The organism is Bacillus sp. SH7-1 (assembly GCF_008042405.1).
GTDB classification, from domain to species: Bacteria; Bacillota; Bacilli; order Bacillales; family Bacillaceae_G; genus Bacillus_A; species Bacillus_A thuringiensis_N.
The window spans coordinates 1-16843 of the sequence record NZ_QNUD01000046.1 but is presented as its reverse complement, the minus strand read 5'-3'; the positions used below and the strand labels follow the sequence as shown (position 1 = coordinate 16843).

Here is a 16843-nt window from a genome sequence, read left to right as displayed (position 1 = left end):
CCTTTTCTATGATAAATAAAGAAGGTGAAAAACGTGAGATTAGATAAATTATTAGCGAATATGGGATATGGAAGTAGAAAAGAAGTAAAGAAATTATTGAAAGACGGCGTTGTGAAAATTGATGGAACGCCAGTGAAAGATGCAAAGGTTCATGTAAATGTAGAAGAACAAGAGGTTATGATTCACGGTGAAGTTGTGGAATATAAAGAGTTTGTTTACTTAATGATGCATAAACCACAGGGCGTTATTTCAGCGACAGAAGATGATAATCATGAAACGGTAATAGATCTATTAGAGTTAGAAGATGCAATCTTTGATCCGTTCCCAGTTGGACGACTTGATATTGATACGGAAGGTTTCTTATTGATAACAAATGACGGGAAGTTATCGCATCAATTGTTATCTCCGAAAAAGCATGTGCCGAAAAAATATTATGCACACGTTGCAGGAGTAGTAACTGAAGAGGATGTAAAAGAGTTTGCTAAAGGTGTTATTTTAGATGATGGCTATGAAACAAAGCCCGGGGCACTTACTATATTAAAAAGCGATGATGTTTCTGAAATCGAGCTTGTCATTACAGAAGGAAAGTTCCATCAAGTGAAGCGTATGTTTGAAGCTGTAGGGAAAAAAGTAGTCTATCTAAAGAGAACAGAGATGGGACCGTTAGTACTAGATGAAGAGCTAGAACTTGGAGAATACCGAGAGCTATCAGATGAAGAAGTAGAGATGTTAAAAACATATCAAGTAGATACTGAGAAATAGTGCTGTTTTAGGCGCAGAAAAGACCCCTTTCTAATGAGTTAGAAAGGGGTATGTATTTATTTACATACAATTATTTTTCGTTATGAGGTCATTCTCACTTTCTTTCCTGTTGTTGTCCACTTACCGCGGCAAGGGCTATACACGAGTTCATTAAACTGCAACACATTTAGATCACGTTGTATCGTTCGCGGTGTGATCCCGAACTCATCTACAAGGTCTTTCGTCGTTACCGTTCCGTTTTCATTGATGTACATATAAATTGATTTAATGCGTGTTAGCATACGAGTAGTTGTAGGTTTCAAGAGAAAACCGCTCCTCTACTAGTTTTTTTGACCCCATTCAGGAAAGAAGGTCGTTACTACCATTGTACTCTACATGATAAAATTCATGCTTTAATCTACTTAAATTTTACAAAAGTTTAACAAATATTCATATAGAAAAATATTGGTAGTTGACATTTTATATATGGTCAGTCAACTAACACATAAAATTCTACGTAAAACGCCAAATTCCTGCAAATTTTTTTGAAAAAACAAAAGAAAAATTAATGAGAAATATCTGAAATATTACAATTGTTCGGTATTTGGTTTTCATATATGGCATAAGAGATTTCGGTTTGTTATGATGAAAGAAACGATATAGTGAAGGATGGATGCGTGATGTCAGCGATTAATTGGACAGAAGAAGTTGCAAAACGAAAAGATGATTTAATTCGTGATACACAACAATTTTTACAAATTAAGAGTGTATGGGAAGAAGAATCGGCGAAAGAAGGCGCACCATTCGGTGAAGGTGTAGAAAAAGCTTTATCTTTCATGTTACATAAAGGAGAAACTGAAGGTTTTGCTTCTAAAAATTTAGAAGGATATGCAGGTCATCTTGAAATGGGACAAGGAGAAGAGTTAGTAGGTATTCTTTGTCACGTTGATGTTGTACCAGAAGGAGATGGCTGGACAACTCCTGCATATAGTGCAGATATTCGTGATGGAAAGATTTTTGCACGTGGTGCAATTGACGATAAAGGCCCAACAATGGCAGCCTATTATGCGATGAAAATTGTGAAAGAATTAGGCTTACCTCTTTCAAAACGTGTTCGTATGATTTTAGGAACAGATGAGGAAAGCAATTGGAAATGTGTAGATCATTACTTTAAAAACGAAGAAATGCCAACAATCGGTTTTGCGCCAGACGCGGACTTTCCAATTATTAATGCAGAAAAAGGAATTTCTGATATACAAGTTGTGCAAAATGGTAGTGAAGAGAAGAAAGGTACATATGAACTTGTTTCATTTGAATCAGGTCGCCGTTTAAATATGGTTCCTGATTTTGCAGAAGCGATTATTACAGGAGAAGATGTAAATGCACTTACAGTAGCATATGAAGAGTATTTACAAACTGCTAAAAAAATAGGTGAAGCAATTGTAGAAGGTAATACAGTAACATTGCAAATTAAAGGGATTTCAGCTCACGGATCTACTCCAGAGAAGGGGGAGAATGCAGGGTTATTACTGGCAAACTTCTTAACGAAAGTGGCTCTTGATGGAAAAGGTGCTTCGTTTGCATCGTTTGCAACAGAAACATTTACAGGAGATATTTTAGGAGAGAAAGCTGGTATTTCTTATAAAGACGATATTAGCGGTCCATTAACAGTGAATGTTGGTCGCCTTTCTTATACGAAAGAAAACGGTGGTAATTTAGGATTAAACGTACGTTACCCAGTTACGACTAACTTTGAAGAAATGATTACGAATTTAAAAGAATATGTTGGTACTCATGGATTTGAAGTGGCGGATTATTCAAACTCTCGTCCGCATCACGTCGATAAAGATCACGTATTAATTCGTACGCTGCAACGTGTATACGAAGAACAAACAGGCGAGAAAGCAGAACTATTAGCAATCGGCGGTGGTACTTACGCTCGTTCCTTAAAAGCTGGTGTTGCATTTGGTCCACTATTCCCTGGAAAGGAAGAACTTGCGCATCAAAAAGATGAGTATATTGAAATTGAAGACTTATTAAAAGCAACAGCAATTTACGCGCAAGCAATTCATGAATTAGCGAAATAATGGATATATAAATAATGACCGCTCTCTATTTTGGAGGGCGGCTTCTTTTTACCTGAATGAGATAAGAAAGAAAAGCAACAATAGAAAGAAGGAGAAGATGTACATGGAGCCGCATTATTTTGTCGCGATTACGTTACCAAATCATATAAAAGAAGTGCTGTCTAACTATAAAGAGGAAATGGAAGAGGCATTACCATTTCGTTCATGGGTACATAAAGAAGACTACCATATTACCCTTTCATTTTTAGGTAGTGCGACAGAGGAACAGTTAGAAGGAATAAAGTATGGATTACAAACACTTACAGAAACAAAGGAACTATCGTTCACGTTACAAGGATTTTCAACGTTCGGTATGGAAGATAGGCCGCGTATTTTTTGGGCAAAGGTAAGCGAGAATCAAAATTTGTTTCTATTACAAAAGCAAGTGCACGCTATTTGTGAAGGGAATGGATTTTCTTTAGAAACGCGCCCGTATCATCCGCATATTACTGTTGCTCGTAAATGGGTAGGAGAAGAAAAGTATGATTTAAAACATATAAAGGAAATGCCTGAAATATCATTTCAAGCGGATACGATTACTTTATACGAATCTCACGTGAAAGAAGCGCCGAAGTATAAAGCGATTGCTGAAATAAAATTACAAAAATAGAATGTATGAAAACGTTTTTTATACAGGTGAATATACTATAGAGAATAATGTGTTACTGTATAGGGCTTCGCTGATAAGAAAAGCCTTATCATTTGCAGCTCGTTTCATTTTAACTTTAAGAATGATGGTGATTTTTTTATGTTGAAAGTAAAACGTCCATTTGATGCCTATTTAGATGAAATGCATAAAATTACAATTTTGCTCCCACATGCGTATGGAACAAGTCGGACATTTCGTTTACAAGAAGGAAGTAACGTGAAAGATTTACCGATTGCTCATACGATTGCGCTTCCGGATGCAACGAAGTATGAGTGCTTTATAGAAGAGCCGCTAGATGTGGGGAAGTATTATACAGTACGAGATGAACGGAATGAAGAAACAGATTTACAAATAGGTGCTGTCATAAGAACAGCGATTTTTGATGAAAAGTATTATTACGAAGGTACAGATTTAGGGGCCGTGTATCAAAAAGAAGCAACTACATTTAAAGTATGGGCTCCAACTGCGAGGCTTGCGAAAGTAAGGATTTATAAAAGTGATAAAGAATATACCGATTATGAAATGTACAGAGGGGGAAATGGGGTATGGGCTCATACGTTACAAGGCGATTTAGCTGGAGCAAATTATACATTTCTTGTTTGTATTAATTTAATATGGAATGAAGCAGTGGACCCTTACGCAAAATCAGTGACTGTAAATGGGAAGTACGGCGTTGTTATCGATTTGGAAAAAACAAATGTAACAAAAAGAGAGCAATTACCACCATTACAAGCAATGACAGATGTCATATTGTATGAACTGCATATTCGTGATGCTACTATTCATCAGGGCAGTGGAGTGAGTAAAAAAGGAACATATAAAGGGCTAATGGAAGAAGGAACAACAGGGCGAAATGGGACATTAACAGGTTTGTCTCATATAAAAGATTTGGGTGTTACACATGTTGAACTATTGCCTTTATATTGTTTCGGTGGTGTAGATGAGGCGAATCCTTCCTCTGCATATAATTGGGGTTACAATCCATTATATTACAATGCGCCTACGGGATTTTATGCTACAAACCCTACTGACCCGTATAACAGGATAATAGAGTGTAAACAGTTGATTGAAACATTTCATGAGCACGGCATTAGGGTGATTATAGATGTTGTATATAATCATGTGTATGAAAGAGAGTTATCATCATTTGAAAAGCTTGTCCCAGGATATTATTTTCGTCATGGTGAAAATGGTATGCCTTCTAATGGGACGGGAGTCGGAAATGATATAGCATCTGAACGGAAAATGATGAGGAAATTCATTGTAGAGTCTATTTTATACTGGCTTACGGAATACAATGTTGATGGATTCCGGTTCGATTTAATGGGGATTTTAGATGTTGATACAATAAATATAATAGAAAAAGAAGTGCGAAACATAAAGAAAGATGCATTGTTATTAGGAGAAGGATGGGATTTACAAACACCACTTCCTTCCGAAGAAAAAGCGACATTAAATAATGCAAAGAAAATGCCGTATATTGCGCAATTTAATGATCAATTTCGTGATGGGATAAAAGGGAGTACCTTTCATATAAATAAACGTGGTTTTGCATTTGGTGGGCATGTAGACTGTCATCATTTGCAGTATATAGCATCAGGAAGCCTTTTAAGTATGAAAGAAACAGGTTTGTTTCTAGAGCCTGTGCAAAGTATTAACTATGTAGAATGTCATGACAATATGACGATGTGGGATAAATTAATGCGCAGTAATGAAGAGTCAGAAGAGATTTTGAAAAAACGTCACCTGCTAGCAACTGCAATGGTGATTCTGTCGCAAGGTATCCCTTTCTTACATGCTGGGCAAGAGTTTTATCGTACGAAGCAAGGAAATGAAAATAGTTATAATGCAAATGATGAAATTAATCAATTAGATTGGGATCGAAAAGAGAAAGAGATAGAGACCGTTAACTATATAAAAGGTTTAATTGCGATTCGTAAAGAGCACGGAGCATTCCGATTTCAAAGCGCAGACCTTATAAAAAAGTACATGACTTTTTTGCAAACATCTCCAGAAGTACTTGCATACCATTTGCAGCATGCAGAATCATTTGGACCGTGGAAAGAGATTGTCGTTTTATTTAATAGCGGTTTAGAAGCTAAAACGGTGCAACTTCCGAAAGAAGAAACATGGCATGTGTTAGTAAACGAAAAGCAAGCGAAAATAGAGCCAATTTCTTCATTTAGAGGAAAGGAACTTAGGCTCGCTCCAATTAGCACGTATATATTGACGATAATGTGACAAATCGCTACTTGACGATGAGAATGTAATAAATGTAGAATTGACAAAGGTGACGATTTTGATAAGTTGTCATTCTAGGACTGGTTTTGTAAAATAATAGAGAGTTTTTGGCTTATGCCAAATTTTCTTTTCATTTACAGTAAAATATATATGAATCCACAACATGTGTAGAAATGTTGCGGTTTTTCTTTTCATAACTATAAAAGATAAGGATTTGTTAACGGGTAATGAATATGGAATGGTTGGAACAATTATTAGGAAAAGAGTGGAGTCTTGTACCGGCTGGTGGAGTAACGGGCGATGCATATATTGCGCAAAACGGACAACAGAAGTTATTTTTAAAGCGGAATACATCGCCCTTTTTAGCGGTATTGTCAGCAGAAGGAATTGTTCCAAAATTACTTTGGACAAGAAGGGTAACAAACGGTGATGTAATTTCTGCTCAAAAATGGCTTCCGGGACAGAAGCTAGAGCCAGAGGATATGAAACTAGAACGTGTTGCAAAACTTTTGAAGAAAATACACTCCTCTAAAGCACTTGTACAGATGATTCAAAGACTTGGGAAGCAGCCGCTTCACGCACAAGAGTTATTACAACAACTGCAACTCGTTTTAAGAGGAGATATAAGGGATGATGAAACAATTCAGCGAGGGCTTCAATATTTAATGGGTTCATTAAAAGATATTGAATACAATGAATTCGTTGTATGCCATTGTGATGTAAATCATAACAACTGGCTATTGTCGGATGAAGATGAATTGTTTCTAATTGATTGGGATGGAGCTGTAATTGCTGACCCAGCTCTAGACCTTGGTATGTTATTATATTGGTACATTCCGCGCTATGAATGGAGTGAGTGGCTCGGTTATTATGATATTGAAATGGATGAATCGCTGCTTAGACGTATGAGATGGTATGTGATAGCACAAACGATTTTGTCTATTCAATGGCATACAACAAAAAAGCAGCAAGCAGAAGCTGAATATTGGCATCAATATTTACAGCAACTACTTGCTTCAGAGTAATATTTAAGAAAAATTGTCCATTCCAGCAATCCACTGAGTAAGTTGTTCTTGATTATTGGAAATGTGGTTGTCCAAATTAGAGGAAGATTTACCCGATTGACTATAAGAATATACATCGTTTAGCATTGCTTTAGCATCACTACTTATATTATCGTTTGCGAGTAACGATTGAATGAGGCGTTCTAATTGTTCGCATTCAGAAACTGTCCCGCAGCAATCACTTTGGTGATTGACTAAAATATCTTTCAGCACTTCTAATTGATGTTGTTGATTAATTGGCATGAACGGATCATCCTTTCGATTGTTTTTCTCTTCTCGGAATGTAAGAGAAAAAGCTGCTTCGTCATGGAATGTTTAATGCTGTATGTAGTTTTTATCAAAATGGTACATCTTATACTTGAAAGAAACGGACCGAGTGCTCGTACGTACTTGGTTTTTTGTTTGGTAGATTGATTAAAACAGAAAGAAGGAATTATTCCTTTAAAATAGCTATGTAAAGAGAGGGAAACATCTATGCGTTTAAGACATAAACCATATGCAATGGATCGAATTAATGAGTATTCACATATCGTAATCGGAAACCCAGAGGAGTGCGCTGGTAACTGGAAAGAAGTATTTGGAAATGACCAACCAATTCATATTGAAGTAGGTACAGGTCGTGGCCGCTTTATGTATGATATGGCGAAAGCGAATCCACATATTAATTATATTGGAATTGAAAAATTCACAAGTGTTGTTGTAGATGCACTTGATAAATTAATTGAAGAAGAAGTACCGAATTTAAAGTTAATTAATAAAGATGCTGAAGATTTAACAGTTTTCTTTGCAAAAGGTGAGATTGATCGCGTTTATTTAAACTTCTCAGATCCATGGCCAAAGAAACGTCATACGAAGCGTCGTTTAACGTATAAAACGTTTTTACGCAATTATGAAGAAGTATTAGTAGAAGGCGGAGAAATTCATTTCAAAACAGATAACCAAGGTTTATTTGAATATTCTATTATGAGTATGGCTGAGTATGGTATGTTACTAACTTACTTAAGCTTAGATCTTCATAACAGCGACTTTGAAGGTAACATCATGACTGAGTACGAAGAGAAATTCTCTAGTAAAGGTCATCGTATTTACCGAGTGGAAGCAAAATATCGTACAGAGCCTATGCAGTAATGCATAGGTTTTTTTGTATCTAAAATAATCAGAATTTTATGTTAGTATTGAAAGAAAAGGGGGATGAAAAAATGGAACAGTTACAAATTGGTGATATAAAAGTGACGTGGCTAAAGGGCGGGAATACACATTTAGATGGAGGAGCAATGTTTGGCGTTGTACCTAAAGTACTTTGGTCACGTAAATATAAACATAATGATACAAATCATATTTATTTACGAACAGATCCGTTACTTTTGCAAACGAAAGACGGTAATATGCTCATTGATTCCGGAATAGGAAACGGTAAATTGAATGAGAAGATGAAACGAAATCAAGGTGTAACGGAAGAATCATCGGTTTATGAATCATTAGACAAATTAGGATTAAAGCCTGAAGATATTCGATACGTTTTAATGACACATCTTCATTTTGATCATGCATCTGGCTTAACGAAATGGAAAGAGGGGCAACTTGTACCGACGTTTCCGAATGCGAAAGTTTATGTAAGTGAAACAGAGTGGAATGAAATGAGGAACCCAAATATTAGATCTCGTAATACGTATTGGAAGGAAAATTGGGAGCCGATTGTAGAGCAAGTTGTTACATTTCAGCAAGAAATAGAAATTACGGATGAAATAAAAATGGCGCATACAGGCGGTCATAGTGATGGACATGCAGTCATCGCTTTAGAAAGCAAAGGGGAAACGATGCTGCATTTAGCAGACCTATTGCCGACGCACGCACATCAAAATGTATTATGGGTAATGGCTTATGATGATTATCCGATGACATCGATTGAAAATAAGCAAAAGTGGATGAAGTATGGCGCAGAAAAAGAGGCATGGTTTACGTTTTACCATGACGCGTATTATCGTGCAGTAAAGTGGAATGAGGAAGGGCATATCGTAGAAAAGATAGAGAGAAAAACGAGTATAGAAGCATAAAAATAGGAGGTTGTTCCAGAATATTTGCTGGAGCGACCTCTTTTTAGTGTCGGCTTTTGTTGGTAAGTCGATACATTTTGGAAATCGCTGATATCAGTTGAGTTGCGCCGATATAATTGAGGAATCGCTGATATAAATCGAGTTGCGCCGATATATTTAAAAAATCGCTGATATAATTTCGATCACTATCCGCAATTTTTCAAAAAATAAGAGGTTCACCTAATGGGAACCCTCCTTTTTATGCTGCTATAACCTCTAAAACAGTACCTGTTTTAGCATCAACTAAAAATTCAAATCGTTCTTGTATATCATCTAACATCGTTGTAAGACCGCCACGATAAACTTCGTATGCGACATCATATTTTTCAAATGTCTCTGGAACCATATGTACCCAAGAGCCAGTAATTTCACCTTTATGACTTAATGCTTGTTTCACCATTTTCAATGCTTTTTCTGAAGAAATATGGGATTGTTCTTGTACTTTGTTTGCAACGAAATAACCAGCTGCGAACCCAACGCCAAGACCTGCTACTAAACCTTTCCAGCTCATATATTCACCTCAATTCTATAAAATAAAAATAGTGTACCGATAATAATTATAAAGCAAATACAGCTAAAAAAGAAGAAACTAGAAACATTTCGAAAATTTCGTTACAATAAAAGAGGTATTCTACTAAGGTTTGAAAGAAGGGGACTTCGTGAATAAAGAGACATTACAATTATTTCGTACGTTAACAGAATTACAAGGTGCATCAGGTTTCGAACATGATGTACGCCGTTTTATGAAGCAAGAATTAAGCAAATATGCTGATGAAATTGTACAAGACGGTTTAGGTAGCGTATTTGGTCTGAAAAAAGGGGACGAAACTGGCCCACGTGTTCTTGTAGCAGGTCATATGGATGAAGTAGGTTTCATGATTACGCAAATTACGAAAAACGGAATGCTTCGTTTTCAACCGTTAGGCGGCTGGTGGAGCCAAGTTCTATTAGCGCAGCGCGTGCAAGTGATGACGAAGAATGGTCCTGTTATTGGGGTTGTTGGTTCTATCCCTCCTCATTTATTAAGTGACGCGCAACGTGCAAAACCGATGGATATAAAAAACATGTTAATTGATATAGGTGCAGATAGCTATGAAGATGCGATTGAAATTGGTGTAAAACCAGGACAACAAATCGTGCCAATCTGCCCGTTCACGCCGATGGCAAACGAAAAGAAAATTATGGCGAAAGCTTGGGACAACCGTTACGGATGTGGCCTTGCAATCGAATTACTAAAAGAATTAAAAGACGAAACATTACCAAACACATTATACTCTGGTGCGACTGTACAAGAAGAAGTTGGTCTTCGCGGTGCACAAACTGCTGCAAATATGATTCAACCAGATATTTTCTATGCGCTTGATGCAAGTCCAGCAAACGATGCATCTGGTGATAAAACGCAGTTCGGTCAATTAGGAAAAGGTGCTCTTCTTCGTATTTACGATCGTACGATGGTAACACATAGAGGAATGCGTGAATTCATTTTAGATACAGCAGAAACACACAACATTCCGTACCAATACTTTATTTCACAAGGCGGTACAGATGCGGGACGTGTACATACAAGTAACTCAGGTATCCCATCAGCAGTAATTGGTGTTTGCGCACGTTACATTCATACACATGCTTCTATTTTACATGTTGATGATTATGCAGCAGCAAAAGAACTAATTACGAAGCTTGTAAGAGCAACGGATAAAACGACGTTAGAGACAATTAAGAATAACGCGTAGAGAAGAAGGGCGAAAAACCCTTCTTTTTTTAGGTTGAATAGATGACCCGGTGATATGTGGTAGTGCTTGTTACTTAATTCGTGCCGAAGCGGATGTTAGAACAAAATGATAAATTTTTATAGAGGTGAACGAAATGAAGGTAGTAGTTGGATCGAAGAATAAAACGAAAGTTGGAGCTGTGGAGAAGGTTTGGAGTGATGCCGAAATTACATCTCTTTCTGTTCCTTCAGGGGTAGCAAACCAGCCGTTTTCAGATGAAGAGACGATGCAAGGAGCTGTTAATAGAGCGAAGCGAGCGCTTCATGAAGGAGAAGCTCAAATTGGTATTGGGCTAGAAGGCGGCGTAATGAAAACGGAGTACGGTTTATTTATGTGTAATTGGGGCGCGCTAGCAACAAGTGATGGTAAAATATTTGTTGCCGGCGGGGCACGTATTACGTTACCGGATGATTTTTTAGCACCTCTTGAAGAGGGCAAGGAGTTAAGTGAAGTGATGGAAGAGTTTGTACAGAGAAAAGATATTCGTAGTCACGAAGGTGCAATCGGTATTTTTACAGATGATTATGTTGATCGCACGGAATTATTTGTACACGTTGTTAAGTTACTTGTTGGGCAATATAAGTATGACGAAAAGCAAGCATAAACCTTGCACCATGCGCGATGTATGGTAGTATAAAAGAAAGATTATAACATGAAAAAATGCACTCGTTAGAGGAGGAAATATAGATGAAATCATTAGAAAGCATGGAGCAATTCCAACAATTAAAAAATGAAGAGAATGTAGTCTTTATGTTCTCAGCAGAATGGTGCCCAGACTGCCGTTTTGTAGACCCATTTATGCCAGAAGTAGAAGAGAAATATAGTGATTTCTCATTTTACTATGTAGATCGTGATGAGTTTATTGATCTATGCGTCAAATTAGACGTATTTGGCATTCCGAGCTTTGTAGCGTACAATAAAGGTGAAGAAACAGGTCGCTATGTAAACAAAGATCGTAAAACACAAGAACAAATCGAAGAGTTTATTGAAGGTTTAAAATAAGGCAATTTGCCAATTGAATTGTAAAACAACCTCTACCTTCGCGGGGGAGGTTATTTTTTTGGAAGGGAGGAAAAAGAGATGAAGATGACAAGTAAAAAGATGAAAGACGAGTTAATGAAGAAATTATCTCGCCCGGAATGGGACTTTCAGTATGATAGCGAGAAAGAGGTTCTACGTATAGAACAGAAAGACTCGAAAAAAGGTATTAACGTATCGCTTCCAGGTGTTGTGGCAAAATGGGAAGTGCATAAAGAAAAAGCAATTGAAGAGGTTGCCTATTACGTACAAGAAGCGTTAATTGCGATGCATAAAGAAGAAAATAGCGCAGCAAAAATTTTACCTGTTATTCGCTCTACTTCTTTCCCGAAACAAGCAGAAGAAGGAAATCCGTTTATTATGACGGATCATACGGCGGAAACACGTATTTACTACGCGCTAGATTCTAATAAAACGTATCGACTCATTGATGAGCGTTTATTACAAAAATTAGGGCTTACAGAACAACAAGTACGTGAAATGGCATTATTCAACGCTCGCTCATTAGGCTATGAATTTAAACAAGACACAGTAGCGGGTAATACCTTCTACTTTTTAAATACAAATGATGGGTATGATGCGACTCGTATTTTAAACGAATCGTTATTACAATCGATGCGTGAAAAGATTTCTGGTGACATGGTTGTGGCTGTTCCTCACCAAGATGTATTAATTATTGCTGATATCGTCAACGAAATCGGTTATGATATTATTGCACAAATGACAATGAAATTTTTTGCCGAAGGGCATGTTCCGATTACATCACTTTCATTCGTATATGAAGATGGGGACTTTGAACCAATCTTTATTTTAGCGAAGAATCGGAAGAAGACAGATGGAAAAGAGAAAGGATGAACGAAGTGAACGTTTTTTACAACCTTGAAGGAATTGGTGACACTTTAATTGTTGCCTTACAAGATATTACTTTAGAGAACCGTACTTTTGATCGCAAAGGAGATGTTGCACGCGTATACGATCGTGAAAGCAACGAAACAGCAGGATTCAACATCTTTAATGCATCTTCTTACTTAGAAGTAAAAGAAACAGGTAACCTAACATTAACGAAAGAACTTGTTGAGGAAATCAACGGAATTTTAGCGAAGAACGGCTTTGAAGAAACAGTAGAAGCAGATCTTTCTCCGAAATTTGTTGTAGGTTATGTAGCTGAAAAAGAAAAGCATCCAAATGCTGATAAGCTAAACATCTGTAAAGTAGAAATCGGTACAGAAACATTACAAATCGTATGTGGCGCACCGAACGTTGATGCAGGACAAAAAGTTGTCGTTGCAAAAATCGGCGCTGTAATGCCAAGCGGTATGTTAATTAAGCCAGCTGAACTTCGTGGTGTTCCTTCTTCTGGAATGATTTGCTCTGCACGTGAATTAGAGCTTCCAGATGCTCCACAAGAAAAAGGTATTCTTGTATTAGAAGATAGCTTTGAAGTTGGACAAGAGTTTAAATTTTAATTGATGTTAAGAAAAGAGAGGCTGTCCTTTTGGGTGGCCTCTCTTTTTACTTTTTGTAAATCGATATTCTATGTCGAATCGTTAATATATTTAGAGTTACGATAGAGAAATTTGAAAAATCGTTAATATTATGAGGATGTCACCTTTTTTCACAAAATCTATATTGTATTTTATAAACAATCTAGTTAAAATTTAGAAAAATAGAAGGGGATAGACGTATGAAACAACAACTAAAAATCGCAGAACTTCTGAAACGAATTGAAACTTCAAAACAGCAAGATATCGAGTTAGGTTCTTATGAAATCTATTTGTTTAGTGAAAATGAATTAGAAAAAGGACAAATCGGTTATCGATATGATAAACATAAAAATTCATTAATAAGTGAAGAACAAGGAAAATGGAAAGAGAAATGGATTGTTATCGGATATGAAACAGATATGGGGGATCCAGTTTTCGTAAATGTGGCTGATGATGCTTATCTAGTTTATACTGCAGAGCGTGGTACAGAAACGTGGCAACCCATTCATATTGGAAATATGGATGAGATTATAAAACAATTATAAGAAAAACTTTGAGACCGGTGCAAAGTGATGGGAGAAAACATGAAGTATATAAAAATAATGAGCATGATTGCATTCATTGGCATTTATATGGGAGGTTGCTCACAAGAACAACCGAAAAAAGAGACAACATCTTCTATAAAAGAAACAAGCGAAGATAAAAAGAAAGACGCACTGGTAGAAAAACAGCAAGAAGAACAAGAAAAGAAAGAGGAACCGCAAGCAGCTCAAACGAATGAGCAAGTGGAGCAAAAGCAGGAGGAAGTGCCGGCCGAGGAAAAGAAAGAGGAAGCTACGCCAGTGCAGCCAACTGAGCAACTTATGCAAAATAATGAACAAAAAATAGAGAGTAATGAAAAGCAAGGAAAGTTTCTCGTTGTTATTGATCCAGGGCATCAACAAAAAGCAAATTTAAATTTAGAGCCGATTGGGCCAGGAGCAACAACGCAAAAATATAAAGTGACAGATGGTACAACTGGTGTTGTGACGAAAAAAAGAGAGGCTGTCCTTGTATTAGAAATGGCTTTCGTATTAAAGGAAAAGTTAGAAGCAAAGGGAATACAAGTATTAATGACGAGAACGTCACAAGATGTTGATATGAGTAATAAAGAACGGGCGGCATTTGCGAATGATCAAAAAGCGAATTTATTTTTACGTCTTCATGCAGATGGTTCTGAAAATCCGAATCAAAGTGGGTTTGCTGTATTAACACCGTCAGAAGGAAGTCCGTATACGAAAGAGATTTATAAGGAAAGTCTTCAAATCTCTCAAGCGATAGTAAATAAAATGAGAGAAAATCATCAAGTGAAAGTAAATGGAATTAAATTCAGGGACGATCTTTCTGGATTTAATTGGTCCAAAGTACCTGGTGTACTATTAGAACTTGGGTTTATGTCAAATCCTGAAGAAGATAAGAAATTATCTGACCCGCAGTATGTAAATTCTTTATTGCAAAGTGTAACGGATAGTGTAGATGAATATCGGAAGAGTAAAGCTTAAACGCAGTCTTACATGTAAGGGTGCGTTTTTCTATATGAAAACACTCGTAAATTAGAATATTATGGATAAATATGACATGCTTAATTTTACCTGCACTTTTTGCCGAATGCTGATACAATAAAGGATGTTACTATTTAGTAGAAAGAGTGGTAAGCATGTTAGATTGGATGAAAAAGCTGTTTAACAAAGAGGAAGAACAAACAGCGATGAATAAAGAAGTACCAAAGCAAATTGAAAGTCAGCCGAAAATTCCTCGTGTAAACCACTACACTGAAGCAAGAGAAGCACAAATGGCAAGTAGGAATGCAGGTAAATGCCGTTTTCCATTAGTACCGGATAATGGGTTCGATGAAGAGGATGTTATAGAAACAGGGCATTTTGAAGAACAACCTGTTCAAGCTGTAACATATGAAAATCAGCCTATTCAAAGAGGAATCAAAGTGGAAAGAAGTAGACGACAGTATGTGGAAAAGGTAGTTTCTACATATGAAGAACCGGAAGCACAATATGAACCGGAGCGAGAGTCTATCGTTAAAAAGGCACCTGTATCGTCGCAAGAAAGTAACCGTAGACCATTTCGTCCAACAGAAATGATTTCACCAATTTACGGATATAATCGTCCTTCTGTAGAGAAAAAGGAAGAAAAGCAGGAGGAAGTAAAGGAAAGAGAAGATCTTGAAATATCTGTAGAGGGCAAAGCAGTTGTTGATGCATGGTTAGAGAAAAAAGGGTATACATTATCAGATTTCTCAGAAGGACAAGTAACGTCTTCTTCGCCTAGTCATGAATCAGTTGGTCAACAGGATAAAAAGGAAGAAAAATCAGTTGTTGATCAATGGCTAGAGAAAAACGGTTATGAAATTGAACGCCAAGAGCCTATAGTAGAAGAAAATGAAGTGGTTCAAGAAATGAGTACACCGCAGGAAGTTTCAGCGGATGAATTACTTCATAAAACAGTAGCTGAGCAGATGGAAAGTGCTAAGCTAGAAAAAGATGTAGTGGTGTTAAACGAAAACAATCTACAAGAAGAATTAGTAGCTTCTAAAGTAGAGCACGAGGATACAATATTATCAGAAGAAATTAAACGTAATACAGAAATAGAACAACCTACTATTGAAGTAGAAAAGCAAGCACCAGAAGAATCAGTGATTGTTAAAGCGGAAGAAAAACTTGAAGAAACAATTATTGTGGAAATACCAGAAGAAGTAGAAGTAATTGCAGAAACAGAAGACTTAGAAGAAGTGGAAGTAATTGCGGAAACAGAAGACTTAGAAGAAGTGGAAGTAATTGCAGAAACAGAAGGCTTAGAAGAAGTAGAAGTAATTGCGGAAACAGAAGAGCCAGAAGAAGTGGAAGTAATTGCAGAAACAGAAGAGTCGGAAGAAGTGGAAGTAATTGCAGAAACAGAAGGCTTAGAAGAAGTAGAAGTAATTGCAGAAACAGAAGAGTCGGAAGAAGTGGAAGTAATTGCAGAAACAGAAGGCTTAGAAGAAGTAGAAGTAATTGCGGAAACAGAAGAGTCAGAAGAAGTGGAAGAAGCGGAACCTGTAGTATTCGAGGAAACGCAGCAAGAAATGTTGTTAAATGAAGCAATTGAACAAAAGAATGAATTCCTACATGTTGCTGAGGCTGATGAACAAACGAAGAAAGATGTTCAAAGCTTTGCGAATACTTTAATTGCAGAAGAACAACGAGTTGAAGAAGAAGCACCGATTGCAGAAGAGCAGCCAGTTGAAGAAGAAGCACCGATTGCAGAAGAACAACGAGTTGAAGAAGAAGCACCGGTTGCGGAAGAACAACGAGTTGAAGAAGAAGCACCGGTTGAAGAAGAACAACGAGTTGAAGAAGAAGCACCGGTTGCAGAAGAACAACCAGTTGTACAAAAAGAAGAACCAAAACGTGAGAAAAAGCGTCATGTACCATTTAATGTTGTTATGTTGAAACAAGACAGAGCGAGATTAATGGAAAGACATGCGGCTAGAACGAATGCGATGCAATCTTCTATGAGTGAACGAGTAGAGAAGAAGCCTGTACAACAAATAGAAGAACAACCAGTGCAACAAGTGGCAGTGGCCCCACAAGTGGAAGAGAAAC

17 protein-coding genes and 1 pseudogene are annotated in these 16843 nt (G+C 37.0%); 15 read left to right on the top strand and 3 right to left on the bottom strand.

Translation table 11 applies throughout. The features are described 5' to 3' along the window. Positions 1-33 precede the first annotated feature (33 nt). Positions 34-762, top strand: a complete 729-nt coding sequence (locus DN390_RS27330; RefSeq protein WP_060632590.1) for a pseudouridine synthase — start codon at positions 34-36, stop codon at positions 760-762. An 80-nt stretch (positions 763-842) separates the two neighbouring features. Here the strand turns inward: DN390_RS27330 and DN390_RS27325 are convergent, their stop codons facing one another. Continuing rightward, positions 843-1064, bottom strand: coding sequence for a DeoR family transcriptional regulator (locus tag DN390_RS27325; RefSeq protein WP_000805512.1), 222 nt, complete (start codon positions 1062-1064; stop codon positions 843-845). A gap of 357 nt (positions 1065-1421) precedes the next feature. Here DN390_RS27325 and pepV point away from each other — a divergent pair, with 357 nt between their 5' ends. The 4 genes from pepV (at position 1422) to DN390_RS27305 (ending at position 6782) form a co-directional block, all read left to right on the top strand. After that, the gene (gene pepV / locus DN390_RS27320) at positions 1422-2828 is read left to right on the top strand and encodes a dipeptidase PepV (protein ID WP_147809003.1); all 1407 of its coding nucleotides are present in this window, start codon (positions 1422-1424) and stop codon (positions 2826-2828) included. Positions 2829-2931: 103 nt separating this feature from the next. Further along, positions 2932-3477 (top strand): RNA 2',3'-cyclic phosphodiesterase, encoded by a 546-nt coding sequence (gene thpR, locus DN390_RS27315; protein ID WP_147809002.1) that lies wholly within the window; start codon positions 2932-2934, stop codon positions 3475-3477. A 138-nt stretch (positions 3478-3615) separates the two neighbouring features. Next, positions 3616-5757: a type I pullulanase gene (pulA, locus tag DN390_RS27310; protein ID WP_147809001.1), complete on the top strand. Its 2142-nt coding sequence runs from the start codon at positions 3616-3618 to the stop codon at positions 5755-5757. A 227-nt stretch (positions 5758-5984) separates the two neighbouring features. Continuing rightward, a complete protein-coding gene (locus DN390_RS27305) occupies positions 5985-6782 on the top strand; it encodes a phosphotransferase family protein (protein ID WP_147809000.1) in 798 nt (265 codons plus the stop codon). 3 nt (positions 6783-6785) lie between these two features. On the opposite strand, the gene DN390_RS27300 is transcribed toward DN390_RS27305, so the two are convergent. After that, positions 6786-7064, bottom strand: coding sequence for a YtzH-like family protein (locus DN390_RS27300; RefSeq protein ID WP_001122234.1), 279 nt, complete (start codon positions 7062-7064; stop codon positions 6786-6788). 231 nt (positions 7065-7295) lie between these two features. Here DN390_RS27300 and trmB point away from each other — a divergent pair, with 231 nt between their 5' ends. Together trmB and DN390_RS27290 are read left to right on the top strand one after the other, a co-directional pair. Beyond that, on the top strand, positions 7296-7949 hold the full coding sequence (gene trmB, locus DN390_RS27295; protein ID WP_147808999.1) for a tRNA (guanosine(46)-N7)-methyltransferase TrmB: 654 nt from the start codon (positions 7296-7298) through the stop codon (positions 7947-7949). Between the two features lie 71 nt (positions 7950-8020). Then, a complete protein-coding gene (locus DN390_RS27290) occupies positions 8021-8875 on the top strand; it encodes a YtnP family quorum-quenching lactonase (protein WP_060632583.1) in 855 nt (284 codons plus the stop codon). 238 nt (positions 8876-9113) lie between these two features. Here DN390_RS27290 and DN390_RS27285 read toward each other — a convergent pair whose 3' ends face one another. Beyond that, positions 9114-9425 (bottom strand): PepSY domain-containing protein, encoded by a 312-nt coding sequence (locus DN390_RS27285; RefSeq protein ID WP_000118537.1) that lies wholly within the window; start codon positions 9423-9425, stop codon positions 9114-9116. Positions 9426-9573: 148 nt separating this feature from the next. Here DN390_RS27285 and DN390_RS27280 point away from each other — a divergent pair, with 148 nt between their 5' ends. The 8 genes and pseudogenes from DN390_RS27280 to DN390_RS27245 all read left to right on the top strand — a co-directional run. After that, complete coding sequence (locus DN390_RS27280; RefSeq protein ID WP_002170155.1) at positions 9574-10647, top strand: M42 family metallopeptidase; 1074 nt, start codon at positions 9574-9576, stop codon at positions 10645-10647. A gap of 133 nt (positions 10648-10780) precedes the next feature. Next, positions 10781-11290: a DUF84 family protein gene (locus DN390_RS27275; RefSeq protein ID WP_060632582.1), complete on the top strand. Its 510-nt coding sequence runs from the start codon at positions 10781-10783 to the stop codon at positions 11288-11290. Between the two features lie 83 nt (positions 11291-11373). After that, positions 11374-11688 carry a thioredoxin family protein gene (locus DN390_RS27270; protein ID WP_000838193.1) on the top strand — a complete coding sequence of 105 codons (315 nt, stop codon included), beginning with the start codon at positions 11374-11376 and terminating at the stop codon, positions 11686-11688. Between the two features lie 78 nt (positions 11689-11766). Further along, positions 11767-12579 (top strand): DUF1444 domain-containing protein, encoded by an 813-nt coding sequence (locus DN390_RS27265; RefSeq protein ID WP_147808998.1) that lies wholly within the window; start codon positions 11767-11769, stop codon positions 12577-12579. Beyond that, positions 12576-13190, top strand: coding sequence for a YtpR family tRNA-binding protein (ytpR, locus tag DN390_RS27260; protein ID WP_147808997.1), 615 nt, complete (start codon positions 12576-12578; stop codon positions 13188-13190). Before DN390_RS27265 ends, ytpR begins: the two co-directional genes overlap by 4 nt. A 218-nt stretch (positions 13191-13408) precedes the next feature. After that, positions 13409-13753 carry a thiamine transporter gene (locus DN390_RS27255; RefSeq protein ID WP_097950415.1) on the top strand — a complete coding sequence of 115 codons (345 nt, stop codon included), beginning with the start codon at positions 13409-13411 and terminating at the stop codon, positions 13751-13753. A 39-nt stretch (positions 13754-13792) separates the two neighbouring features. Then, positions 13793-14749: an N-acetylmuramoyl-L-alanine amidase gene (locus DN390_RS27250; RefSeq protein ID WP_147808996.1), complete on the top strand. Its 957-nt coding sequence runs from the start codon at positions 13793-13795 to the stop codon at positions 14747-14749. 155 nt (positions 14750-14904) lie between these two features. Then, positions 14905-16843, top strand: a pseudogene (locus tag DN390_RS27245) (DNA translocase FtsK); the annotation flags it as partial.